We start from the raw sequence: 24341 nt of genomic DNA, 5'->3' as shown, positions 1-24341 counted from the left end.
TATTTAATAATAGGGAAGATTTCACTAAACCCTTAAAGGGGGATAAACTGTAAATGGAAAAATATTTAGTCATTGTTGAGTCTCCCGCAAAAGCAAAGACAATAAAAAAGTATCTAGGGAGCAAATATGACGTTAAAGCATCTATGGGACATGTTCGTGATCTTCCCAGAAGCCAGACTGGCGTAGATGTAGAAGCAAACTATGAACCGAAATACATTACGATTCGTGGTAAAGGTCCAATTTTAAAAGACTTAAAAACTGCAGCGAAAAAAGCGAAACGCATTTTTCTCGCAGCTGACCCGGATCGCGAAGGTGAAGCAATTGCATGGCATCTTGCTCACAGTTTGGACATGGATTTAGATTCTGAATGTAGAGTTGTGTTTAATGAGATTACTAAAAATGCGATAAAAGACTCTTTTAAACGACCAAGAAAGATCAATATGGACTTAGTTGATGCGCAGCAAGCAAGAAGGGTGCTAGACAGACTAGTAGGATACAAAGTCAGTCCATTATTATGGAAGAAAATAAAAAAAGGATTGAGCGCTGGCCGTGTACAAACGGTGGCGGTTCGATTGATCGTTGAACGTGAGAAAGAAATAGAAGCTTTCCAACCGGAAGAGTATTGGAAGATTAAAGGAACCTTCAGTGCTTCTGGAGAGGAATTTGAAGCTCAGTTTCATGGAGTCGGCGGCAAGAAAAAAGATCTATCAAATGAAGAAGAAGTAAACGATATTCTAAAGACGATAAAAGGCAAACAATTTAAGATTGATTCTGTTCAGAAGAAAGAAAGACGCAGAAATCCTTCACCACCTTTTATCACTTCTTCACTACAACAGGAAGCGGCTAGAAAATTAAACTTCCGTGCTAAAAAGACAATGATGCTCGCACAACAATTATATGAAGGAATTGATCTAGGAAAAGAAGGTACAGTCGGTCTGATCACTTATATGCGTACAGACTCTACACGTATTTCAGATACAGCTAAAACCGAAGCTGCTGAATTCATAGAGAAAGAATATGGAGAGCAGTTCGTCAACAAATCAAGAGTGGAAAAGAAATCTGGTAAGAACGCTCAAGATGCCCATGAAGCGATTCGTCCTACTTCTGTTATGTATCATCCACGAGATTTGAAAACTTACCTTTCAAGAGATCAACTCAGATTATATAAATTAATCTTCGAACGATTCTTAGCAAGCCAAATGGCATCAGCAGTTCTTGATACGATGACAGTGGATCTAGAGAACAATGGAATCTACTTCCGTGCGACAGGATCTAAAGTTAAGTTTCCTGGTTTCATGAAAGTCTATGTTGAAGGCAACGATGATGGAAAAAAAGAAGAAGATCGTATTCTTCCAGATGTTCAAGAAGGCATGAAAGTAGAAAAGAAAGAACTTGAACCAACTCAGCATTTTACGCAGCCTCCTCCACGTTATACAGAAGCTAGGCTTGTTCGTACGATGGAAGAACTGGGTATAGGCAGACCGTCAACATATGCACCAACACTTGATACCATTCAAAAACGTGGATATGTAGCTCTCGATGAAAAGAAGTTTGTTCCAACAGAACTGGGTGGTCTTGTATTAGAGATGACATTGGAATTCTTTCCTGAAGTATTCAACGTTGAATTTACCGCTAAGATGGAAAGCGATCTTGACGAAGTAGAAGACGGAAAAGAGAACTGGATCAGAATCATCGATGACTTCTACAAAGGCTTTGAAAAGAAGCTTAAGATTGCAGAAGAAGAGATGCAAAAAGTAGAGATTAAAGATGAGCCAGCCGGTGAAGACTGTGAGAAATGTGGACATGAGATGGTCTATAAGATGGGACGCTTTGGAAAGTTTATGGCTTGTTCAAACTTCCCAGATTGCCGAAACACGAAACCAATCGTGAAAGATATCGGTGTTACGTGTCCGACCTGTCATGAAGGAACAATCGTAGAGCGGAAGAGTAAGAAAAAAAGACTGTTCTATGGATGTAACCGTTATCCAGATTGTGAATTCGTTTCTTGGGACAAACCTATTGCCAGAACATGTCCGAAGTGTAATAGTATGTTAGTAGAAAAGAAAACGAAAAAAGGCAAAGTCGTACAATGTGTATCTTGCGATTATGCTGAAGAGGAAGCAAAGTAAGGAGTTTATCTTCATGAATCAACATGTAAACGTAATCGGAGCAGGTCTTGCTGGCAGTGAAGCAGCTTGGCAGATCGCTAGCCGAGGAATTCAAGTAAAATTATACGAGATGAGACCGGTTAGACAAACGCCGGCTCATCATACAGAGAAGTTTGCAGAACTAGTGTGTTCGAACTCACTTCGTGCTAATACACTTACAAACGCTGTTGGTGTACTAAAAGAAGAGATGAGAAAATTAGATTCTGTTATTATTTCATCAGCAGATGATTGTGCTGTTCCAGCTGGTGGAGCTCTGGCGGTTGACCGTCATGAATTTGCTAGCCTTGTAACAGAGCGGGTAAAGAACCATCCAAATGTAGAAGTAATTACTGAAGAAGTAACAGAGATTCCAGAAGGTCCGACCATTATTGCGACAGGACCTTTAACTTCTGATAACTTATCAAAATCGCTAAACTCGTTAACGGGTGAAGAGTACCTCTATTTTTACGATGCAGCTGCTCCGATCATCGAAGTAGACAGCATCGACATGGACAAGGTGTACTTAAAGTCTCGTTACGACAAAGGCGAAGCAGCTTATTTAAACTGTCCGATGACAGAAGAAGAGTTTGACCGTTTTTATGAAGCATTGATCACTTCAGAAACAGTCCCTTTAAAAGAATTCGAAAAAGAGATCTTTTTCGAAGGATGTATGCCAGTTGAAGTAATGGCTAAAAGAGGAAAGAAGACATTATTGTTCGGACCGATGAAGCCTGTTGGCCTCGAGGATCCGAAAACAGGAAAGATTCCTTATGCAGTTGTTCAATTACGTCAAGATAACAGTGCAGGAACTTTATATAATATCGTAGGTTTCCAAACACATCTAAAATGGGGACCACAAAAAGAGCTTCTAAGACTGATTCCAGGCTTAGAGAATGCTGAAGTAGTACGTTACGGTGTAATGCATAGGAATACATTCCTGAACTCGCCACGCCTCTTAGAAGAGACGTATCAGTTAAAAGCAAGAAAAGATCTTTTCTTTGCAGGTCAGATGACTGGAGTAGAAGGGTACGTTGAAAGTGCCGCTTCAGGATTGATCGCTGGAATCAATGCAGCGAAGCTGATAAAAGGCGAAGAACTGGCTGTATTCCCGAAAGAAACAGCGATTGGAAGCATGGCGTATTATATTACAACGGCTAACCCAGATAATTTTCAGCCGATGAATGCTAATTTTGGCCTTCTCCCACCTCTTGAAAAGAGAATCAAAAACAAACAAGAACGCAATATAGCTCTAGCTGAAAGAGCACTAGAAACTATTCAGAATTTTATAACAAATTTGTGAACATGTATTGATTTAGCCCCTAAATTGTGTTACGATTTAGGGGCTTTGTGAGGTGTATGAAATGGTATCAGAAAGCCAACATGTGGTGGATTTCTTGAATTATTTAATGATCGAGAAGAACTGTTCACCTTATACGATTGAACACTATGAAAAAGACATTAATGATTTTACTTCTTTTTTGAAACAGCAAGCAATCGAAGGATTCGCTGCTGTTTCTTATGTTTTAGTCAGGCAATATTTAGTGACGCTTCATGAGAAGAAGTATGCTCGAAATACGGTAGCAAGAAAGATATCGGCGCTGAGAAGTTTTTATCGTTTTTTGAACCGCGAAAAAATCGTTGAAGAACATAACCCTTTCGCAATGGCATCACTCCCTAAAAAAGCAAGAATGCTTCCTCAATTTCTTTATGAAAAAGAGTTGGAGAGGCTTTTTAATGTGTCTGATGTTACAACACCCATGGGACAGAGAAATCAAGCAATCCTCGAAATACTGTACGGAACTGGAATGCGTGTCAGTGAATTGTGTAAGATGCAGTTGAAGGATCTTGATTTGAATGTAGAGATAGCGCTTGTTAAAGGAAAAGGAAAAAAAGAAAGATATGTACCGATCGGATCGTTTGCAAGAGAATCTCTTGCAAAGTATATACAGAACGGCCGCAACTTGCTGCTTGAAAAAACAGAAAAGAAGTCGCATGCATTATTTTTAAACTATAAAGGGGAACCTTTAACCGCGAGAGGCGTAAGAACTATATTAAATAAACTAATTGAGGAATCTTCCCTTACCATACATATCAGCCCGCATGTTTTGCGGCACACGTTTGCAACGCACATGCTGAATGAAGGTGCAGATCTAAGAGCAGTACAGGAACTTTTAGGGCACTCAAACCTTTCCTCTACACAAGTTTATACACACGTTTCAAAAAGTCATTTAAAAAAAATCTATAATAATGCGCATCCTCGAGCATAAAAACAAAAAGGGAGGGATTTTTCAATGTCAACATTTCATGCTACTACAATTTTTGCGATTCAGCATAACGGCAAATCCGCTATGACTGGAGATGGTCAGGTTACGTTCGGCAACGCAGTTGTAATGAAACATACAGCCAAGAAGGTTAGAAAGCTGTTTGGAGGAAAAGTGCTTGCCGGATTTGCAGGATCGGTTGCAGATGCATTTACGCTTTATGAAAAGTTTGAGAGCAAGTTAGAAGAATATAGCGGAAATCTGCAGCGCGCTTCAGTAGAGATGGCTAAAGAATGGAGAACGGATCAAGTTCTAAGAAAACTTGAAGCTCTGCTTATCGTAATGAACGAAGAGCATATGTTATTGATTTCAGGTACTGGTGAAGTAATTGAGCCGGATGACGGGATTCTCGCGATTGGATCAGGTGGCAACTACGCTCTGGCTGCTGGTCGGGCACTGAAGAATCATGCACCTGAACTCTCTGCAAAAGAAATCGCTCTTGCATCTTTAAAGACTGCTGGCGAAATTTGTGTTTACACAAACACAGAGATTGTTTTAGAAGAATTGTAAAAAAAGTAAAGGAGCGGTTGCAATGAACAGTCAATTAACTCCAAGGCAGATTGTTGAAAAGTTAGATCAGTATATTATAGGTCAAAATGATGCAAAGAAAGCTGTCGCTGTTGCGCTTCGAAATCGTTATAGAAGAAGTTTGCTCGACGACAAGCTGCGTGATGAAGTTTCACCTAAAAATATACTGATGATCGGACCTACGGGTGTAGGAAAGACAGAGATTGCTAGAAGATTAGCAAAGCTAGCACAAGCTCCTTTCATTAAACTAGAAGCAACTAAATTTACTGAAGTTGGTTATGTAGGACGTGACGTTGATTCGATGGTTCGTGACCTAGTAGAAACTTCAGTAAGACTCGTAAAAGAGCTAAAGATGAATGATGTAAAAGACAAAGCTGAGCAAAATGCCAATAAGAGACTGGTAGAGCTTTTAGTTCCTGGTAAAAAAACAGAAACGAGCTTCAAAAACCCGCTAGAGATGTTCTTTGGTGGCGGTAATGGAGAACAAGAGCAAAAACCACAGCAAGACGATGTTGCGGATCTTAGACAGAGACGAAATCAAATGGCGCAGAAGCTGGCGCTCGGTGAGATGGAGGATCATCTTGTTTCGGTAGAAGTTGAAGAACAGAATCCTTCGATGCTAGACATGTTCCAAGGTTCAGGTCTCGAACAAGTAGGTATGAACATGCAAGACATGATCGGCGGTCTTATGCCGAAGAAAAAGAAAAAACGAAAACTCACTGTTCGAGAAGCTCGTAAAGTATTGACGCAAGATGAAGCGGCAAAGCTAATCGATATGGACGATGTTACGAGTGAAGCAGTTTACAAGACCGAACAAACAGGTATTATATTTATAGATGAGATCGATAAGATTGCAGGAAAGAACCAAAACTCTGCGGATGTGAGCCGTGAAGGTGTACAGCGAGACATCCTTCCGATCGTTGAAGGTTCTACGGTAATGACGAAATATGGTTCGATTAAGACGGATCATATACTGTTTATTGCAGCTGGAGCTTTTCATATTTCTAAGCCATCTGATCTCATTCCAGAGCTACAAGGAAGATTTCCGATCCGAGTTGAACTAAATAGCTTGTCTGTTGAGGATTTTACACGTATATTAATAGAGCCTGATAATGCGATCATAAAACAGTATAAAGCTCTATTAAGTACGGAAGGTATAAATGTTGAATTTTCTGACGATGCTATTGCTAAGATTGCAAGCATTGCTTATGAAGTGAATCAAGACACCGATAATATCGGTGCACGAAGACTTCATACCATATTAGAACGCTTATTAGAGGATCTATCTTTTGAAGCGCCTGATATCAGCTTAGATCAAATTACCATTACACCCGAGTATGTAGAAGAAAAACTGGCTAACATCGCAAAGAACAAGGATCTGAGCCAATATATATTATAGGATGCAGTAGGAGGAAGAAATACAATGAATTTATTGAACAAAGCAAGAAGTATCAACTCGATGCTTCAACAAACAGGTGGTAAACAAGTAAACTTTAAAGAGATGGCTGAAACACTAAGTACGGTGATTGAAGCAAATATTTTCGTAGTCAGCCGTCGCGGTAAACTGTTAGGCCTCGCTCTTAAACAAGAAATTGAGAACGAGCGTATGAAGAAGATGATCGAGGATCGTCAATTCCCTACAGATTACACGAAGAATCTTTTTAACATTACAGAATCACTTTCGAATATTGATATAGAGAGCGATTATACGGCGTTTCCAGTTGAAAACAAAGATTTGTTCTCTACAGGATTAACTACGATTGTTCCAATCGTAGGTGGCGGTGAAAGACTAGGAACTCTTATCCTTTCTAGACTATCTACAGCGTTCGAAGAAGATGATCTAGTTCTAGCAGAGTATGGTGCTACAGTAGTTGGAATGGAGATCCTTCGTGAGAAAGCAGAAGAGATCGAAGAGGAAGCTCGTAACAAAGCAGTTGTTCAAATGGCGATCAGTTCACTATCATACAGTGAGCTTGAAGCGATCGAACACATTTTTGAAGAATTAGAAGGAAACGAAGGATTGCTTGTAGCAAGTAAGATTGCAGACAGAGTGGGAATTACACGATCTGTTATCGTCAATGCACTTCGTAAATTAGAGAGTGCTGGTGTAATTGAATCACGTTCTCTAGGTATGAAAGGTACGTATATCAAAGTGTTGAACGACAAATTCTTGCTTGAACTCGAAAAGCTTAAAACTTCATAACAATGAACGATAAAAAACCAGTTCTGAAAAATCAGAGCTGGTTTTTTTGTTGAATAAAATTATCTGTCTACTAGATACATGTAAAAGGTAGGATTTTTTTGTTTTAGTTGTTCTTTTTAGAGAGCAGTGAGACAAGTGAGTATCTTTATAGAAAACATACAAATTCTTTATCCATTTTTATTATCCATGTAAAGGTATTGTGTTAAATTGTAAATAATTGTCGAGTTGGTCAAATATGGTAAAGAGGTACCAAAAACCGTATAAATATAGGGATTTTCTTACTAGTTTTAATTTTGGGTATAAAGTCACGGTCGAAATATAGTCCTTTCTATCGAAAAAAGTCAGTTTGGGAAAAAATACATAGACACTTTTTGGATATATCCCTTAAAATATGATAGTGAGGTAAGATTTAACATAATATGAAACTTCTATAGTAAAAAAGAGGGAAGTGGTGAACTTGTTCTCTGGCTCAGTCTTGAAAAACTTAGAAATGGCATTAGATGGATCTGCATTAAAACAAAAGACCATTTCAAATAACTTGGCTAATGTGGACACACCTGGATATAAAACAAAAGAAACTGTTTTTAGCCAGGAATTCAAAAAAAGCTTGCAAGCACATCGAACAGATCAGCGACATTTTTCATTCGGTAATGAATCATCAACTTCTTTTAGTGTTAAAGAAAAAACGAATACTGTGATGAATCATAACGGAAATAATGTAGATGTAGATAAAGAGATGGCTGAATTAGCGAAGAATCAGCTTTATTATCAGACACTTGTACAGCGGATTAATGGAAAGTTTAATTCGATTAAGATGGTTGTTAAAGGTGGGAGATAAATATGGGAGTTTTTGATGCAATGAATGTATCGGCATCCGGCTTAACCGCTCAACGGCTTAGGATGGATGTTGCTTCCTCTAATATGGCGAATGTCGATTCGACACGTGGAGAATTTAAGAATGGTGTGTGGGAACCTTATCGACGCAAAATGGTCGTATTAGGTTCAGGCGAATCTAGCTTTAAGAACATGTTTAATAAAGCAGTGAATAACGGAAAAATGTCTGGCGTTAAAGTCAATGGAGTAATCAATGATCAAACTCCATTTAAAACGGTTTATCAACCTGAACATCCTGATGCTAACGAAGAAGGATTTGTTCGACTTCCAAATGTAGATCCACTAAAAGAAATGGTCGACTTAATGAGTGCTACTCGATCTTATGAAGCAAATGTTACTGCATTAAACGCAGCAAAAGGAATGTACTTAAAAGCATTAGAAATTGGCCGTTAGGGGTGTTAAAACATGGACAAAATTTCAATGAGTTCACTTCAGAATATTAGTAACCCTACATCATCAGTTGCAAAAGTGACACCATATGAAGCTCAAGAAGACTTTAAAAGCTATCTTAAGGGAGCTTTAGATACGCTGAGTGAAACACAAGCACAATCTAATCAAGCTACTCAAGGTTTGATGAACGGGAACATGGATAATCTTCACCAAGTTATGATCACTGCCGAAAAAGCAAGTGTAACGATGCAAACGACTCTTGAGATTCGTAATAAAGTTGTTGAGGCCTACCAAGAAATTATGAGGATGCAGGTATAGGCTCTGTTATATGATTCGATATTAGCATTCGATTTTGGGGGTAGCTTTTAAAAATTTTTATTGCGTTTATCGGGGGAAAAAATGAAAGAAAAATGGAAAAACATCATCAAGCAAACTACAGAGCGGTTTAAAACTCGTTCCAATGTACAAAAGGGATTTATTCTCGGAGGAATCTTTCTAATTATCGCAGCTTTTATCTTTGTAACCATCATGATGTCATCACCGAACCTTGTTCCTTTGTATTCAAATCTTTCCCCTCAGGAAGCTGGTCAAATACAAGAGAATTTAAATAGCAAAGGTGTGGCAAATGAAGTACAAGATGGCGGGAAAACAATATTAGTTCCTGAAGAACAAGTAAACAACCTTCAAGTGCAGCTTGCTGCAGAAGGATTGCCTGAAAGCGGGAATATTGATTTTTCATATTTTGGTGAGAAATCAGGATTTGGAATAACAGACAAAGAGTTTGGTGTTTTAGAAAGAGAAGCGACACAGACCGAGATTGCTAGTTTAATAAAGAGCATAAACGGGGTTGAAGATGCGAGCGTTATGATAACACTTCCTGAAAGCAGTGTTTGGGTGAATCAGGAAGAAGAGAAGGCATCAGCTTCTGTTGTCCTATCTTTAGGAGCGGGAGCCAAATTAGATGAAGATCAAGTAAAAGCTCTTTATCACCTTGTCTCAAAGAGTGTAAGTAATCTACCTATGGAAAATATCGTCATTACGGATCAATACTTTAATTATTATGATTTAAATTCTGTGAACTCTAGTTCTTCAGCTTCTAAATATGAGGAACAGAGAAAGATTAAACAAGATGTTGAAAGAGATTTACAACGAAGAGTTCAACAGATGTTATCAACGATCATGGGACAAGGAAAAGTGGTTGCTACTGTTACTACAGATATTGACTTTACGGAGGAAAAACGTGAAGAAAACATTGTAGAACCCGTTGACAAAGAGAACATGAAAGGCATTGAAGTAAGCGTAGAACGAATAAGAGAGACGTTTACAGGAGAAGGTGCAGGAGAAGGCGGAGTTGGAGGAACGGGTGATCAAGAGGTACCTACCTATCCAGGTTCAGCTGCAGGCTCAAACGGTGACTATGAAAAAGTTGAAGAACGTATCAATAACGAAGTCAACAAAATTCGTAAAGAAATCGTGGAAAGTCCTTACGAGATAAGAGATCTAGGTATTCAAGTCATGGTAGAGCCACCGACTCCAAACAAACCAGAATCGTTACCACAAGAACGATTAGATGATATTGAACAAATTTTGAGTGCGATCGTTAGAACAAGTATCTCAAAAGATATAAATGAAACATTATCAGAAGATGATATACAAGAAAAAATCTTTGTATCTGCTCAGCCGTTCAACGGTAAGCAAGAAGCAACTGCCGTTAAGACCGGAATTCCAGTATGGATCTATATTGTTGGTGGAATCTTGTTAATCGTTATCCTTCTATTAATCTTCTTGCTTACTCGAAAAAGAAGAAGAGAGACGGAAAGCAAGATTGAAGAGTTTGAGATGGATGAACCACAAGAGTCGTACTATGTACCTGATGTAAACCAAGAAAAAGGGTCAGAGGGGACAGTTCGTAAGGAACAATTAGAAAGAATGGCAAAAGAAAAGCCAGAAGAATTCGCTAAGCTAGTAAGAACATGGCTATCAGAAGAGTAAGGAGGTAACGGTCGATGGCAAAAGGTATGAAAGAACTATCAGGTAAAGAGAAAGCGGCAATCCTCGTTATCTCTTTAGGACCTGATGTGGCTGCGCAAGTATATAAACATTTAAGTGAAGAAGAGATTGAGAGATTAACACTTCAAATCTCACAAGTTAGAAAAGTAGATTCAACGTTAAAAGATGATATTATCACACAATTTCATCAGCTAGCTCTTGCTCAAGATTATATTACCCAAGGTGGAATCGGCTACGCGAAGACGGTACTTGAGAAAGCGATAGGTAAAGATGAAGCGATGCAGATCATCAATCGTTTAACTTCGACTTTACAAGTAAGACCATTTGACTTTGCTCGAAAAGCAGATCCAGGTCAAATATTAAACTTTATTCAAAACGAGCACCCGCAAACGATTGCTCTGATCTTATCATATTTGGATTCTTCTCAAGCTGGACAGATACTTTCTGAACTTCCACAAGAGATGCAAGCAGATATTGCTAAAAGAATTGCATTAATGGATCGAACATCACCTGAAGTGATCAATGAAGTGGAGCAGATTTTAGAAAGAAAGTTATCTGCTACTGTTACACAAGATTTCACACAAGCTGGTGGAGTTGAAGCTGTTGTTGAAGTGTTGAACGGTGTAGACCGGAGCACGGAACGAACAATTCTGGATGCGCTTGAAATCCAAGATCCGGAGTTAGCGGAAGAGATCAAGAAAAGAATGTTCGTGTTCGAAGATATCGTTACCCTTGATAACCGTGCGATTCAAAGAGTTATACGTGAAGTGCAAAACGAAGATCTACTTCTTGCTTTACGTGCATCAAGCGAGGAAGTAAAAGAAGTGATGTTCAATAACATGTCACAGCGTATGGCAGAGAATTTTAAGGAAGAAATGGAGTTTATGGGTCCTGTTAGACTTCGTGATGTAGAAGAAGCTCAGTCTAGAATCGTTGGAACCATTAGAAGACTTGAAGAAGCCGGAGAGCTCGTGATCGCTCGAGGCGGAGGAGATGATGTGATTGTCTAAAGTCATAAAATCTTTTCAAGATCACAAAGAAAAAGCGGAAAAAAATGAAATAGTGATCGGTATTCAAGCACTTTCATTATTTAACACGAGAAACCATGCAAGTTTAGAAGATGAGGATGAAGAGACAAAGGTCATCCGTTTAAAAAATCAAGCGTATACCTTGCTAGAAGAAGCAAAGAGCGAAGCAGCTTCTATAACAAAGGAAGTAGAAGAATATAAGGCTGCGCAAATCAAAAGCTTAGCTGAAGAAGAGGCCGCTTGGAAGTTGAAATTAGAAAGTGCTTATGAACAGGCGAAGAATGAAGGATACGATGCTGGCTTTCAAAGTGGTTTAGAACGAGGCCATGAAAGCTGGGCTTCGCAATTAAATGAAGTAAAAAGCTTTATGGATACGTTAAGAAACGACTATCATGACATCCTGAGTGAAGCAGAGCCACAGATGGTTATCCTTGCTATGGCAGCTGCTGAGAAAATCTTAGGAAAAAAGCTACAAGAAGCACCTGAAACTTGGATTGCTATCGTAAAGCAACTTGTAAAAGAAGCTCGAGAGTTTGAAGAGATAAAGCTCTATGTTCCACCACAATGGTTCGAACTTACGCAAAACTATCGTGAGGAACTAAAGAACATGCTTCAATCGACAGCGACTCTTTTCATCTATCCAGACGAGAACTTAACTGAGAATGGTGCAGTAATCGAGTTTCCGTTTGGAAAGATCGACGCAACACTAGACGTTCAGTTAAAAGAGATCAGAGAAAAACTGCTAGAACAACTTGAGGTGTCAGATCAATGAACGTGGAACACATGATCGACTCCCTTCAATCACTAGATTCATATAAAAGATATGGAAAAGTGATCAGGGTAGTTGGGCTAATGATCGAATCAAAAGGACCTAAAACGTCAATCGGTGATGTCTGTTATATACACACTGGGAACAACAAGCAAAGAATTAAAGCAGAAGTAGTTGGCTTTCAGGAAGAGAATGTCTTGTTGATGCCATTTACATATGTGAAAAATATTGCAGTTGGCAGTTTGGTAGAAGCAACACATCGAGCGTTGGAAATAAAGGTTGGACCTTCTTTGATCGGAAAAGTACTTGATGGTATGGGTGTTCCTTTAGATGGCTCTCCTCTGCCTCGCGGGTTGTTTCGCTATCCTTCAGAGAACGAGCCGCCGAATCCGATGGAAAGACCAAGAATTCATGAAAGCATTCAGCTAGGTATTCGGTCGATCGATAGTTTGTTGACGGTCGGGAAAGGCCAGCGGGTAGGTATTTTTGCCGGAAGTGGAGTGGGTAAGAGTACGTTGCTTGGTATGGTGGCACGTAATTCGACTGCTGACCTGAATGTTATCGCTCTAATCGGTGAACGAGGACGCGAAGTTCTTGATTTTATTGAACGAGATCTAGGTGAAGAAGGTTTAAAGCGATCCATTGTAATCGTTGCGACTTCAGATCAACCGGCTTTAATGCGGATAAAAGGTGCATTGACGGCAACGAGTATCGCAGAATATTTTCGAGACCAAGGCAAGAACGTCATGTTGATGATGGATTCTGTAACGCGTGTTGCTATGGCGCAACGTGAGATCGGTTTAGCTGTTGGTGAGCCGCCAACAACAAAGGGATACACACCAAGCGTATTTGCAGTTCTTCCAAAATTATTAGAACGTTCTGGAACGAATAAGAATGGAACGATTACAGCATTTTACACGGTTTTAGTAGATGGAGATGATTTCAACGAGCCGATCTCAGATACTGTTCGAGGAATTCTAGATGGACACTTTATCTTAGATCGAAACTTAGCAAATAAAGGGCAGTTTCCTGCTGTAAATATTCTAAAGAGTATTAGCAGGGTTATGAATGATATCGTTCCAAAAGAGCATCGACAAGCTGCTGAACGACTTCGAGAACTTTTGTCTTCCTACTTCGAAGCAGAAGACTTGATCAGCATTGGCGCATATAAGAGGGGATCCTCTAAATCAGTGGATGAAGCGATTCAGATGTACCCTAACATTCTAGCGTTTTTGAAGCAGCAAGTAGATGAAGATGTTAGTTATGAACAAGCTCTTGAGCGGCTGTTGATTGAATTTGGAAAGGATGAACGTTGATGTCATTTCATTTTTCTATGGAAAAAGTTTTGTCTGTTAAACAAAAGGAGAAAGAATCGATTGAACAAGAATTAGGAGAAGCTGTACAAGCGTTCGAGAGCATCGCAGAAGAGATATACAGCCTCCTTAAGAGGAAAGAAGACATTGAGAACCAATCGAATTATACCTTTCAGCAGAGAATCATAGTAAATGATCTTCAGAATACACAGCGTTTTCTTTTATCCATGACAAACAAGATCAAAGAATTACAGCCGATATTACAAAGAGCAAGAGAAAGAATGCAAGTTATCCAGCAAAGATTATTACAGCAGACGATTGAAGTGAAAAAATACGAAAAGCTAAAAGAAAGACAACTCAGCGCATATAAAGTGGAAGTTGCTTCTTATGAGAATAAGCAGAACGACGAATTTTCTGTATTGCGTTTTGCGAAGTCATAAAATCAGGTGATCAGATGAAACAGAACGAAAAATCCAACAGAATGGTTTGGTTTTTATTAGTAGTCTTCGTACCTTTCGTTTTTGCACTTACTGTATTCGGTATCGTTCTGTCGTTCATGGGAGTGGACGTATGGGAAGAGGCAAAAAATACGAGTAAAAACATGCCTATAATTAAGAATATTTTTAGCGAAAAGTCCGAAGTAGCTGTAACAAACAATGGACAAGAGAAACAGTGGAAATCAAAGTTCGATGAGCAAGAAGATTACATCAAAATACTATCTGCTGATCTGCAAAAGAAAGAAAAAGAAGTCACGGATTTAAAGAGTAATATTGCACTATTAGAAAAGCAAGTAGAAGATGCAGAAACTAGTGAGAAAGAAGAAGAGAATGAACAATTAAAGAAATTATATGAAGCAATGTCAGCAAAAGATGCTGCGGCCGTAATGTCAGAGATGAACAATAATCAAATCATGGGCATCTTAATGCTTTTACAATCGGAAACACAAGCTGCGATCCTTGCCAAACTTGATGCAAAACGTGCAGCAGAGCTTACGGTACTCATGGCAAACAAGTCTCTATAAAAGGAGGTGTAAAAACATGCAAATAATGATTTCGCAGCCAGCTGTTTCAGGAGCACAGACATCACAAATATCAGTTTCTTCGGAAAAAGGAAACAATATGGATTCTCTCTTTTTTCAATTGCTAGCATCTTCTGGCGCAGAGAGTGAACAGCTTCCTGAAGGTTTAGGAGATATGATCGCAAGTGTCTTAGGAAGCATTGAGGGGCTTGACTGGAATGCTGACCTACTGAATAACGAGACCGTTCAATCATTATTAAACGAACTGCCACCAGAAATGAAGGAAGTTATTGAAAACCTTCTTGAGAATGAGATCGATTTCTCACACCTTGCAGTAAACCCCACTCCTGAGATGAAACTAGCGATCTTATTGCAGGTTGCTTTTAACGATGAGGCAGGTCCATTATCTCAAAAAGACCAGAAGCAAATGGCAGATATTATAGGACGATGGTTTCCAGGAGTGAAGCTAGATCAAAAAGATTCAATACCAAAACAAACAGAGCAGATCTTTGGAGAGATAAAAAAGCTTTTGAATGACTCAACAAGTAATGATAAGAATGCTTTCATGAAAGTCTTTGAAACCTTATCAGCCGAGAAAAAGGTAAAAAGCTTTGCAGATCATGCATTTCAACGGTTCGTCCCGACAAAATCAATCGAACCAAATGTTTCAGCTCCAAAGGAACTGCAAACCGTTCAAGCTCCACTTTCTCCTATAGAACAATGGACGTTGAAGGTTCCTGCTACAGGAGGAGAAGGACAAAAAGAACAATTTGTTCGTGAGGTTCAACAGATTATTTCAAGAGGAAAGCTGGTCGTTACAGAAACTGGATTTACGAAGATGCAGATTCGTTTAACACCTGAACATCTCGGTAACATCGAGATCCAGCTTATCCAAAAACACGGTGAGATCACTGCAAAGATCATCGCATCTAGTCAAGGTGCAAAGGATGCTTTAGATAGTCAGCTCACGCAATTGAAACAAGCTTTCACTAGTCAAGATATAGACTTTGAAAAGATTGATGTCTTTCTAAACGGAGACGAACAGTCCTTTGATTTCCGTGATCAAAGTAATCAAGAATTTGAAGATCAACAGCAAACAGATGAGAGTATGTCTGAGGAAGATCTATCAGAACATCTATCATTTGATGAACAATTATCACAATTGGTATTAAACGAAAAGGTGTGATGAGTCATGACCAAGATCTCTGAAGATCTTATGCTTTCTAACTATCAAGCAAAAACAAAGCAAACGGGTTCAAATATTCTTGGAAAAGATGATTTTCTAAAGATTTTAATTACACAGCTTCAAAACCAAGATCCTACAAGTCCTATGCAAGACCGAGAGTTTATCGCACAGATGGCAAGCTTTTCATCACTAGAACAGATGACAAACATGAACCAAACGATGCAGCAGTTCTTATCGTTTCAAACAGAATCTTCCTTGTTACAGCAAAGCGAGATGATCGGTAAACAAGTAACGTACGAAACCGAAACAGTAGATGAAGAAGGTAACAAAAAGGTAGAGGAAAAAGAAGGTCTAGTTAAATCTGTGTTATTTGAAAAAGGATCTGTCATGTTGGAAATGAGTGATGGAACAAAGATCACAAGTTACCAAGTGATCAAAATAACTGATCAGGCAAAGTAAGGAGTGGATAACATGAGCGAACGTATCCACGCTCATCAATTGTACCAGCCGATCCTTTACCCGAATCATCGACAGCAGAAAAAAGTAGATCAATCTTTTCAGTCAGTTCTTCATAAAGAGCTTGAAAACCAACTAACCGTTAGTAAACACGCTCAAAAAAGATTGCAAGATAGAAATATTACGATATCAGAAACAAGCTGGAACAAGATAAGTGAAAAGGTGATTGAAGCTGGGCAAAAAGGCATTAAAGACTCGTTAGTGATCATGAAAAATGTCACTCTTGTCGTAAATGCTCCCAATCAAACCGTAATAACAGCGTTAGATCGAAGCGAAAGTACATCTCAGATCTTTACAAACATCAATGGTGCCATCGTCATAGACGAATAAACGAGCTGGACCTTTACAGGAGGCTCACAAAACTGCCGAATGACAGACGCAGTTAATAAACCAAGTAAGGGAGATAAAAACAAATGTTACGTTCTATGTATTCAGGAATCAGTGGTATGAAAAATTTTCAGGTGAAGCTTGATGTAATCGGTAATAACATCGCAAACGTAAATACGTACGGATTTAAGAAAGGCCGTACAACTTTTAAAGATCTTGTGAGTCAGCAGATTGCTGGGGCAGCAGCTCCTGGCCTTAATCGTGGAGGAGTCAATCCGAAACAAGTTGGCTTAGGATCACAATTATCTTCAATTGACACAGTCCATACACAAGGAAGTTTGCAAACAACTGGCAGACCACTAGATTTAGGGATTTCAGGTGATGGTTTCTTTTTGCTAAGTGATGGGGTTAATGATTATTTAACAAGAGCTGGAAATTTTTATATGGATTCAGAAGGTACTTTAGTAAACTCGGACGGTTTGAAAGTCTTTGGATACCAAGTAGATGAAGATAATCAATTCATAGTTAATGATGGAAAGTTTAGCGTTGGAGAAATGAAAATACCTACAGATGCTAAAAGTTTCAGTATTGGACCGGATGGACAGGTTACTTATATTTCAGATGCTTCAAGTACACCTTTATTAGCTGGACAAATAATCCTGGCAAAATTCCCTAATACCGGTGGACTTGAAAAAGCAGGTGGTAATCTTTATAGAGAAACTACTAACTCAGGGACTATTAGAAATGATATGGATGAATATGTTAATATTTCACCTCCTGGAACGGATGGTGCTGGTGAAGTTGTAGCTGGTGCACTTGAAATGTCCAACGTAGACTTATCTGAAGAGTTCACGGAAATGATTGTTGCACAGCGTGGGTTTCAAGCGAATACAAGAATCATTACAACATCTGATGAGATCCTTCAAGAGCTTGTGAACTTAAAACGTTAACGTGAAGGGAGGCAGGGGTGAGCAGGAAAAGGCTCAGCTCCGAAACTCATGATTTCTTTAACTCAGTTAAACGGGAATACGTTTACGCTGAATGCGATCTATATCGAACAGATCCAATCGTTTCCCGATACGACGATCACTTTAACAACAGGCAAAAAGTATGTTGTTAAAGAAAGTGAAGAACAGGTTGCTCAATTGATATCAACTTTTTATAGAAATATTAATTTGCTGCCACTAAGTCAGAAAAAGGAGGGTCTGTAATTGGGAAAAAATAAAGCGGTAACGATCATGCTCTCTATGCTTGTAGCGATCGGTTTAATCGGTGCAGCAGGATATTACGGGTTTAAGCAGTTCTCACCTAAGACCGAAGCTTCAGAACCTACAGCAGAAGAGCTGGACAAGCTGATGGTCGAAACCAATGAAATGACAACCAATCTTGCAGATCAGTCTTATGTAAAGATTCAGTTCAAGATTCAAGCGGATAATGAAGATGCAAAACACGAACTTGAGAAAAGATTGTTTCAAGTAAACAATCTTATCATCTATGAGATCTCGAACAAGAAAACAGAAGAACTATCTGGGCAACAAGGATTGATATCCTTAGAGGACAAGTTGAAAACAGAGATTAATAAGGTTATGCAAGATGGGAAAGTAGTCAGAGTCTACACAACTCAAAAGATCATACAATAATTCACTAAAAACGGCATGAAAAGAGGTGAGACTCTTGGTTGATGTTTTGTCACAAAACGAAATAGATGCTCTTCTCTCCGCCCTTTCCACTGGAGAGATGGATGCAGAAGAGCTTAAAAAGGAAGAGTCAGAGAATAAGGTTAAAGTTTACGATTTTAAAAGAGCCCTTCGTTTTTCGAAAGAGCAGATCCGCAGTTTAACGAGATTGCATGAGAACTTTGCAAGACTCTTAACGACTTATTTTTCGGCACAGCTCAGAACTTACGTCCAGATAGGAGTAGCGTCTGTTGATCAGCTACCATATGAGGAATTTATTCGTTCTGTTCCGAAGATGACTTTATTGAATGTGTTTGAAGCACATCCGTTTGAAGGGCGCATCTTAATGGAAGTAAACCCGAATATCGCATATGCCATGCTTGATAGAGTGATGGGCGGCAGCGGGGCAGGGATGAATAAGATCGAGAATTTAACTGAGATTGAGACACGAATCATGAATCAGTTATTTGAAAACACACTTGATAGTTTTAAAGAGGCTTGGACAAGTGTGATCGAACTGGAGCCGTTCATGCTCGATTTGGAAGTGAATCCACAATTTTTACAGATGGTTTCTCCGAACGAAACGGTTGTCGTCATCTCGTTAAACACGACGATTGGTGAAACGAGCGGAATGATTAATATTTGCCTTCCGCATGTTGTCATAGAGCCGATCATACCAAAGCTATCTGTTCATCATTGGATGCAGAATAAAAAGAAGACAAGAATTCCGGGAGAAACTGAATTTATTGAACAAAAAATTAAGAACGCCTTTTTGCCTTTTAAGGTTGAGCTAGGATCTTCAGACATGTCAATAGAAGAGTTTCTGAACTTATCTATTGGTGACTGTATTGAACTTGATCAAAGGATCAACCAACCACTCGTGATTAAAGTAGAAAACAATCCTAAGTTCTACGGTCAACCCGGAAAAGTGAAGAAAAAGCTAGCCGTTCAAATTATCGAAACCATTAAGGAGGATGAGGATCAATGGTAAGTGGAGATATGCTTTCACAAGACGAAATTGATGCTTTGCTGAATGGTGGAAGTCCTTCCTCGTCCGGAGCGACCGAAACCGAAGAATACCTATCATCGATCGAACGAGATGCGTTAGGTGAGATCGGAAACATCTCATTTGGAAGTGCTGCAACAGCACTATCCACCCTGTTAAATCAAAAGGTAGATATTACGACGCCACAAGTAACAGTCGTAAAACGCACCGAGTTAAAAGATGAGTTTCCGATTCCGCATGTTGCGGTACAAGTTACATACACAGAAGGCATCGAAGGAGCAAACTTGTTAGTGATCCGTAAGACGGATGCACAGATCATTGCAGATTTGATGCTTGGTGGTGAGGGTACTAATCCTTCTCCTGATTTTGGAGAACTGCAATTAAGTGCTGTTGGTGAAGCGATGAATCAGATGATGGGATCCGCTTCAACATCGATGTCTACGATCTTTAATAAAAAGGTAGACATATCGCCGCCAAAGATTGATTTTCTGGATGTTGAATCAAACACGAGTTTGATTCCTGATGAAGAGATTTTAGTAAAAGTTTCTTTCAGACTTAAAGTGGGTGAACTGATCGATTCAAATATCATGCAGCTGATTGATGCTGAGTTCTCAAAGGACCTTGTACATAAGCTAATGAATCCTGAACCTGTTGTTGAAAATGAGTCGGTTGCCGATTATGTCCCTCATGAAGAAGTGGCACCGACATCTCCACCGGTAGAACATTACCAAGAACGCGTTCATAGTGAGCCAAGAAGTGAGCCTCAGCCTGTCTATCAATCGCAGATGAGAGACGTTTCCATTCAGCCGGCAAGTTTTTCGGACTTTGGAGATTATGAGACGAATCAAAGAGATACAAAAAACCTAGACATGTTGTTAGACATTCCGCTTCAAGTCACAGTGGAGCTAGGAAGAACAAAGAAAACAATCAAAGATATTTTGGAGATGTCTCAAGGTTCGATCGTAGAGCTCGATAAACTAGCTGGTGAACCAGTGGATATCTTTGTTAACCATAAGATGATCGCAAAAGGCGAGGTCGTTGTTATTGATGAAAATTTCGGAGTCCGCGTAACAGAGATTTTAAGCCAGCGTGATCGTTTAGAAAAATTGAAATAATTATCGGAGGTAAGTGAAATGGGAGAGCGTATTTTAGTTGTTGATGATGCAGCATTTATGAGAATGATGATCAAGGATATCTTAGTTAAGAATGGATTCGATGTTGTCGGTGAAGCGGCTGACGGTGCACAAGCGATCGAGAAATTTCAAGAGTTAAAACCAGATCTAGTTACGATGGATATTACGATGCCTGAAATGGACGGCATATCAGCTTTAAAAGAGATCAAAAAAACAAACCCTGATGCAAAAATTATCATGTGTTCAGCCATGGGACAGCAAGCGATGGTAATCGATGCGATCCAAGCTGGGGCAAAAGACTTTATCGTTAAGCCCTTTGCAGCTGACCGTGTAATTGAAGCGATCAAGAAGACTTTAGGCTAAGCGTTTCATGTATCGATGGTTAATTAGTTTTTTTGCAGCAGTTTGTCTCTCGCTTGTACCGATTAGTGTACAAGCGGAAGGCAGCAGTTCAGGGAAAAGTGTTTATGACACCATAAATAACTCAGATCAAAAGGGCGAGAAGGAAAAAGCACCAGAAGAAACTAGCCCTGTGAATGCTAAGAGCGAAAGCACATTTATGATGCTCGTCAAGCTCGTGTTTATGCTTGGAATTGTTCTAGCGATCTTATTTTTTGTTTTACGATTTATTCAAAGAAAATCTGTTAGTTTTCAAGACGGTAAAAATCTTCAGTCTTTAGGAGGAATCGGAATCGGACAGAACCGTTCTGTGCAACTCATCAAAACAGGTAATTCTGTCTTGGTAGTAGGTGTTGGAGATTCGGTAACACTTCTAAAAGAGATTACCAATGAAGATGAAGTTCAGATGATGCTCGATCAGCGTCCATCCCAAAACGTTTCAACGATGACGAACCAATTGAAACAAAAATGGCTGAAAAGTAGAACCGAAGAGTCAAGTAAGACTTCCAATGAAACAAGACCAGCAGATACTAAAGATCATACGCAATCTTTTAAGACTATGCTTCAATCGATTGTTCAAGATAAGAAGAATCAGCAAAAAGATCTTCAGAGAGTACTTGAGAAAGGGAAACATCATGAATGAATTTATTCCTGGATTAGACTTGGATTTTATAAATAATAGCGATCCAGCGAACATGGAAACTACCATTCAGCTGTTGCTGCTCTTAACGGTCCTTTCGCTTGCTCCAAGTATTTTAATACTTATGACTTGTTTTACGAGGATCATTATCGTTCTGTCATTTGTTAGAACTTCACTGGCAACGCAGCAGATGCCACCTAACCAAGTTCTGATTGGGATTGCTTTGTTCTTAACTTTTTTTATCATGGCGCCAGTGATGCATGAAGTAAACAAAGAGGCGGTTCAGCCATTAGTAAAAGGTGAGATTTCTCAGGAGGAAGCCTTTGATAAAGGAAGTCTTCCCATCAAAGAGTTTATGGCTAAGCATACACGACAAAAAGATCTTATGCTGTTTATGGAATATTCAGGTGCTAAGAAACCGGAAAGTATTAAAGATATTCCTTTAACGACTCTTGTTCCAGCGTTTGCGATTAGTGAATTAAAGACAGCTTTTCAAATTGGATTCATGATTTTTGTACCTTTTTTGATCATTGATATGGTCGTTGCGTCTATTTTAATGGCTATGGGGATGATGATGCTGCCACCCGTGATGATATCACTGCCATTTAAGATCTTATTATTCGTACTGGTTGATGGCTGGTACCTCATCGTTAAATCATTGCTATTAAGCTATTAAGGCAGGTGTAAACATGGATTCTCAATTTGTAATTTCTTTAGCTGAAAAAGGGGTATACATGACCTTGCTTTTGTGCGGTCCGCTTATGCTATTAGCCCTGATTGTAGGTTTGATCGTCAGTATTTTTCAAGCAACAACACAGATTCAGGAACAAACACTCGCATTTATACCAAAGATTGTTGCCGTTTTAGTAGGACTCGTGTTTTTCGGACCTTGGATGCTTTCACAAATATTAGGTTTCACATCAAATATCTTTCAAAATTTACACACTTATATAGGATGATAAAATGGTAGATTTAGCTGCTTTCCCTGCTTTTTTATTAATCCTAACTAGAGTATCGGCATTTTTCTTAACAATTCCTGTGTTTTCTAATAAAAATTTACCTGTTATGCATAAAATCGGATTATCCCTATTTTTATCGTGGATCATGTTGTACGCGATTGACCCAAAACCGATTCCGTTAGATGGTTCATTTTTTCTGTTAATCATTAAAGAAGCGATGGTAGGACTATCCATCGGATTTATTGCAGCGATTGTTTTCTACGCAATTCAAGTAGCGGGTGGATTTATTGATCTTCAGATGGGTTTTGCGATAGCGAACGTGTTTGATCCGCAGACAGGCATTCAGACTCCTTTGATGGGTAGATATCTGTATACGTTTGCTATTCTTTTCTTGTTAGCTACCGATGCTCATCACATGTTACTCGATGGAATCTTTTATAGTTATCAATTTTTACCGCTTGATTCAACCATATCTAATTTTGGAGATGGCGGGATTACGAGATTTGTAATAAGTGTGTTCTCAGGTATGTTCTTAGTTGCTCTGCAGATGGCGATTCCGATCGTAGGCACGTTGTTTTTAGCAGATCTAGCACTTGGGATCGTAGCAAGAACCGTTCCTCAGATGAACATTTTTGTTATTGGTCTGCCAGTGAAAATATTAATTGCTCTTGTGTTGTTTTTAGTAGTAATGCCCGCATTCTTCGTATCTGTTCAGATGCTGGTCGATCAGATGCGTGACAGCATGATTAACTTATTGGAATTGTTGGGAGCGGCTTAAGTTGATGAGATATCCAATTACTTTACAATACTTTTCAGGAGAAAAAACAGAAAAAGCAACACCGAAAAAAAGGCAGGAGAGCAGGAAAAAAGGTCAAGTAGCCAAAAGCGCTGACATCAACGCTGCACTTGTACTGTTTGCATCAGTTATGTTTCTTTCCTTTATGGGAAGCTGGATGGGTCAGAGGTTGCTTCATCTCTTCGCATATAGTTTAGATAAGAAACTTCTTTATAACGTAACTGAATCGAGTATTCCTAAACTATTTTGGGAGCTTTCGCTTGAAGTCGCGATCATCATAGCTCCCGTAATGATTGCGGCTATGATAGCCGGTGTCTTAGGAAACTATTTGCAAGTTGGCTTTTTGTTATCAACAGAAGCGATTCAGATGAAACTCGAACGAATCAATCCTTTATCTGGATTTAAGAGGATCTACTCGGTGCGTGCATTAGTAGAGCTATCAAAATCAATACTTAAGATTCTACTTATAGGTGGAGTGACATTTTTTATCCTTTGGAGTGAACGTGATATCTATTTAAGAATGAGCCTAGTGAGTATTGAATCTTCACTACCTGTCTTTGGAGGACTTGCTGTCAAGATGGGTTTTGCGGCTTCACTCGTTTTACTTTTTCTTGCGTTTCTTGACTATATGTACCAAAAATACGATTTTGAAAAAAATATTAGGATGTCGAAACAAGATATCAAAGATGAATACAAAAAATCTGAAGGTGATCCAAAGATTAAAGGGAAGATCAAGGAAAAACAAAGGCAGATGGCTATGAGGCGAATGATGCAAGAAGTGCCTAAAGCAGATGTGATCATCACAAATCCTACACACTATGCGATCTGCTTAAAGTATGACGACAACAACATGGCTGCTCCCGTTGTTGTGGCAAAGGGAGTAGATCTTATCGCTCAACGCATCAAAGAAATCGCAAAAGAGCATAACGTAGCGGTTGTAGAAAACAAGCCTCTAGCAAGAACGCTGTACGCCCGCGTTGAGATCGGGCATGTGATTCCTGAAGATCTTTTTAAAGCAGTAGCTGAAATTTTAGCCTTCGTATACCGTGTAAAGAAAAAAGCGTAAGGAATGAATAGGAGAG

The 24341-nt window shown here is 39.1% G+C and carries 29 protein-coding genes; all 29 read left to right on the top strand.

Annotated features, from left to right (window positions below; all coding sequences use genetic code 11):
* The first annotated feature begins 53 nt into the window (after positions 1–53).
* Positions 54–2129, top strand: coding sequence for a type I DNA topoisomerase (topA, locus tag IHV11_RS09310; protein WP_197194445.1), 2076 nt, complete (start codon positions 54–56; stop codon positions 2127–2129).
* Positions 2130–2142: 13 nt separating this feature from the next.
* Positions 2143–3447 (top strand): FADH(2)-oxidizing methylenetetrahydrofolate--tRNA-(uracil(54)-C(5))-methyltransferase TrmFO, encoded by a 1305-nt coding sequence (gene trmFO, locus IHV11_RS09305; protein WP_197194444.1) that lies wholly within the window; start codon positions 2143–2145, stop codon positions 3445–3447.
* A 61-nt stretch (positions 3448–3508) separates the two neighbouring features.
* Positions 3509–4414 carry a tyrosine recombinase XerC gene (gene xerC / locus IHV11_RS09300; protein WP_197194966.1) on the top strand — a complete coding sequence of 302 codons (906 nt, stop codon included), beginning with the start codon at positions 3509–3511 and terminating at the stop codon, positions 4412–4414.
* A gap of 24 nt (positions 4415–4438) precedes the next feature.
* A complete protein-coding gene (hslV, locus tag IHV11_RS09295) occupies positions 4439–4978 on the top strand; it encodes an ATP-dependent protease subunit HslV (RefSeq protein WP_137789675.1) in 540 nt (179 codons plus the stop codon).
* 22 nt (positions 4979–5000) lie between these two features.
* Positions 5001–6395: an HslU--HslV peptidase ATPase subunit gene (gene hslU / locus IHV11_RS09290; RefSeq protein ID WP_197127712.1), complete on the top strand. Its 1395-nt coding sequence runs from the start codon at positions 5001–5003 to the stop codon at positions 6393–6395.
* Between the two features lie 24 nt (positions 6396–6419).
* The gene (gene codY / locus IHV11_RS09285) at positions 6420–7199 is read left to right on the top strand and encodes a GTP-sensing pleiotropic transcriptional regulator CodY (protein WP_197127713.1); all 780 of its coding nucleotides are present in this window, start codon (positions 6420–6422) and stop codon (positions 7197–7199) included.
* A gap of 451 nt (positions 7200–7650) precedes the next feature.
* Entirely contained in the window at positions 7651–8037 is a 387-nt protein-coding gene (gene flgB / locus IHV11_RS09280; RefSeq protein WP_197194443.1) for a flagellar basal body rod protein FlgB, read from the top strand.
* Between the two features lie 2 nt (positions 8038–8039).
* Complete coding sequence (flgC, locus tag IHV11_RS09275) at positions 8040–8486, top strand: flagellar basal body rod protein FlgC (RefSeq protein WP_197191161.1); 447 nt, start codon at positions 8040–8042, stop codon at positions 8484–8486.
* A 12-nt stretch (positions 8487–8498) separates the two neighbouring features.
* Positions 8499–8801, top strand: coding sequence for a flagellar hook-basal body complex protein FliE (gene fliE / locus IHV11_RS09270; RefSeq protein ID WP_231618137.1), 303 nt, complete (start codon positions 8499–8501; stop codon positions 8799–8801).
* 81 nt (positions 8802–8882) lie between these two features.
* On the top strand, positions 8883–10475 hold the full coding sequence (gene fliF / locus IHV11_RS09265; protein ID WP_197194442.1) for a flagellar basal-body MS-ring/collar protein FliF: 1593 nt from the start codon (positions 8883–8885) through the stop codon (positions 10473–10475).
* A gap of 14 nt (positions 10476–10489) precedes the next feature.
* Positions 10490–11503, top strand: a complete 1014-nt coding sequence (gene fliG, locus IHV11_RS09260) for a flagellar motor switch protein FliG (RefSeq protein ID WP_197194441.1) — start codon at positions 10490–10492, stop codon at positions 11501–11503.
* The gene (gene fliH / locus IHV11_RS09255; RefSeq protein ID WP_197194440.1) at positions 11496–12293 is read left to right on the top strand and encodes a flagellar assembly protein FliH; all 798 of its coding nucleotides are present in this window, start codon (positions 11496–11498) and stop codon (positions 12291–12293) included. The genes fliG and fliH overlap by 8 nt, the downstream gene beginning before the upstream one ends.
* Positions 12290–13606, top strand: a complete 1317-nt coding sequence (fliI, locus tag IHV11_RS09250; RefSeq protein ID WP_197194439.1) for a flagellar protein export ATPase FliI — start codon at positions 12290–12292, stop codon at positions 13604–13606. The genes fliH and fliI overlap by 4 nt, the downstream gene beginning before the upstream one ends.
* Complete coding sequence (fliJ, locus tag IHV11_RS09245) at positions 13606–14043, top strand: flagellar export protein FliJ (protein WP_197194438.1); 438 nt, start codon at positions 13606–13608, stop codon at positions 14041–14043. Before fliI ends, fliJ begins: the two co-directional genes overlap by 1 nt.
* Positions 14044–14057: 14 nt before the next feature.
* Complete coding sequence (locus IHV11_RS09240) at positions 14058–14624, top strand: MotE family protein (protein ID WP_197194437.1); 567 nt, start codon at positions 14058–14060, stop codon at positions 14622–14624.
* A 16-nt stretch (positions 14625–14640) separates the two neighbouring features.
* Complete coding sequence (locus IHV11_RS09235; RefSeq protein WP_197194436.1) at positions 14641–15807, top strand: flagellar hook-length control protein FliK; 1167 nt, start codon at positions 14641–14643, stop codon at positions 15805–15807.
* A 6-nt stretch (positions 15808–15813) separates the two neighbouring features.
* Positions 15814–16266 carry a flagellar hook assembly protein FlgD gene (flgD, locus tag IHV11_RS09230; RefSeq protein ID WP_197194435.1) on the top strand — a complete coding sequence of 151 codons (453 nt, stop codon included), beginning with the start codon at positions 15814–15816 and terminating at the stop codon, positions 16264–16266.
* Positions 16267–16278: 12 nt separating this feature from the next.
* The gene (locus tag IHV11_RS09225; RefSeq protein ID WP_197194434.1) at positions 16279–16653 is read left to right on the top strand and encodes a TIGR02530 family flagellar biosynthesis protein; all 375 of its coding nucleotides are present in this window, start codon (positions 16279–16281) and stop codon (positions 16651–16653) included.
* Positions 16654–16736: 83 nt separating this feature from the next.
* Positions 16737–17600 (top strand): flagellar basal body rod protein FlgG, encoded by an 864-nt coding sequence (flgG, locus tag IHV11_RS09220; protein ID WP_197194433.1) that lies wholly within the window; start codon positions 16737–16739, stop codon positions 17598–17600.
* 48 nt (positions 17601–17648) lie between these two features.
* Positions 17649–17861, top strand: a complete 213-nt coding sequence (locus tag IHV11_RS09215; protein ID WP_197127726.1) for a flagellar FlbD family protein — start codon at positions 17649–17651, stop codon at positions 17859–17861.
* A complete protein-coding gene (gene fliL / locus IHV11_RS09210) occupies positions 17862–18290 on the top strand; it encodes a flagellar basal body-associated protein FliL (RefSeq protein ID WP_197191152.1) in 429 nt (142 codons plus the stop codon).
* A gap of 34 nt (positions 18291–18324) precedes the next feature.
* Positions 18325–19317, top strand: coding sequence for a flagellar motor switch protein FliM (gene fliM / locus IHV11_RS09205; RefSeq protein ID WP_137789658.1), 993 nt, complete (start codon positions 18325–18327; stop codon positions 19315–19317).
* Positions 19311–20447: a flagellar motor switch phosphatase FliY gene (gene fliY, locus IHV11_RS09200; RefSeq protein ID WP_197194432.1), complete on the top strand. Its 1137-nt coding sequence runs from the start codon at positions 19311–19313 to the stop codon at positions 20445–20447. The genes fliM and fliY overlap by 7 nt, the downstream gene beginning before the upstream one ends.
* Before the next feature lie 18 nt (positions 20448–20465).
* Positions 20466–20828, top strand: coding sequence for a response regulator (locus tag IHV11_RS09195; protein WP_197127729.1), 363 nt, complete (start codon positions 20466–20468; stop codon positions 20826–20828).
* A gap of 7 nt (positions 20829–20835) precedes the next feature.
* On the top strand, positions 20836–21507 hold the full coding sequence (locus IHV11_RS09190) for a flagellar biosynthetic protein FliO (RefSeq protein WP_197194431.1): 672 nt from the start codon (positions 20836–20838) through the stop codon (positions 21505–21507).
* Complete coding sequence (fliP, locus tag IHV11_RS09185) at positions 21500–22180, top strand: flagellar type III secretion system pore protein FliP (protein ID WP_137789655.1); 681 nt, start codon at positions 21500–21502, stop codon at positions 22178–22180. The genes IHV11_RS09190 and fliP overlap by 8 nt, the downstream gene beginning before the upstream one ends.
* A gap of 13 nt (positions 22181–22193) precedes the next feature.
* Positions 22194–22463: a flagellar biosynthesis protein FliQ gene (gene fliQ / locus IHV11_RS09180; RefSeq protein WP_066393686.1), complete on the top strand. Its 270-nt coding sequence runs from the start codon at positions 22194–22196 to the stop codon at positions 22461–22463.
* 4 nt (positions 22464–22467) lie between these two features.
* Positions 22468–23241 (top strand): flagellar biosynthetic protein FliR, encoded by a 774-nt coding sequence (fliR, locus tag IHV11_RS09175; protein WP_197194430.1) that lies wholly within the window; start codon positions 22468–22470, stop codon positions 23239–23241.
* A gap of 4 nt (positions 23242–23245) precedes the next feature.
* A complete protein-coding gene (gene flhB / locus IHV11_RS09170; RefSeq protein ID WP_197194965.1) occupies positions 23246–24325 on the top strand; it encodes a flagellar biosynthesis protein FlhB in 1080 nt (359 codons plus the stop codon).
* The last annotated feature ends 16 nt before the right edge of the window (positions 24326–24341 follow it).

The organism is Fictibacillus sp. 26RED30, from assembly GCF_015903845.1.
GTDB lineage: Bacteria > Bacillota > Bacilli > Bacillales > Fictibacillaceae > Fictibacillus > Fictibacillus phosphorivorans.
Note: the sequence above shows the minus strand (reverse complement) of the source record. Positions and strands in the feature narration are given on the sequence as shown.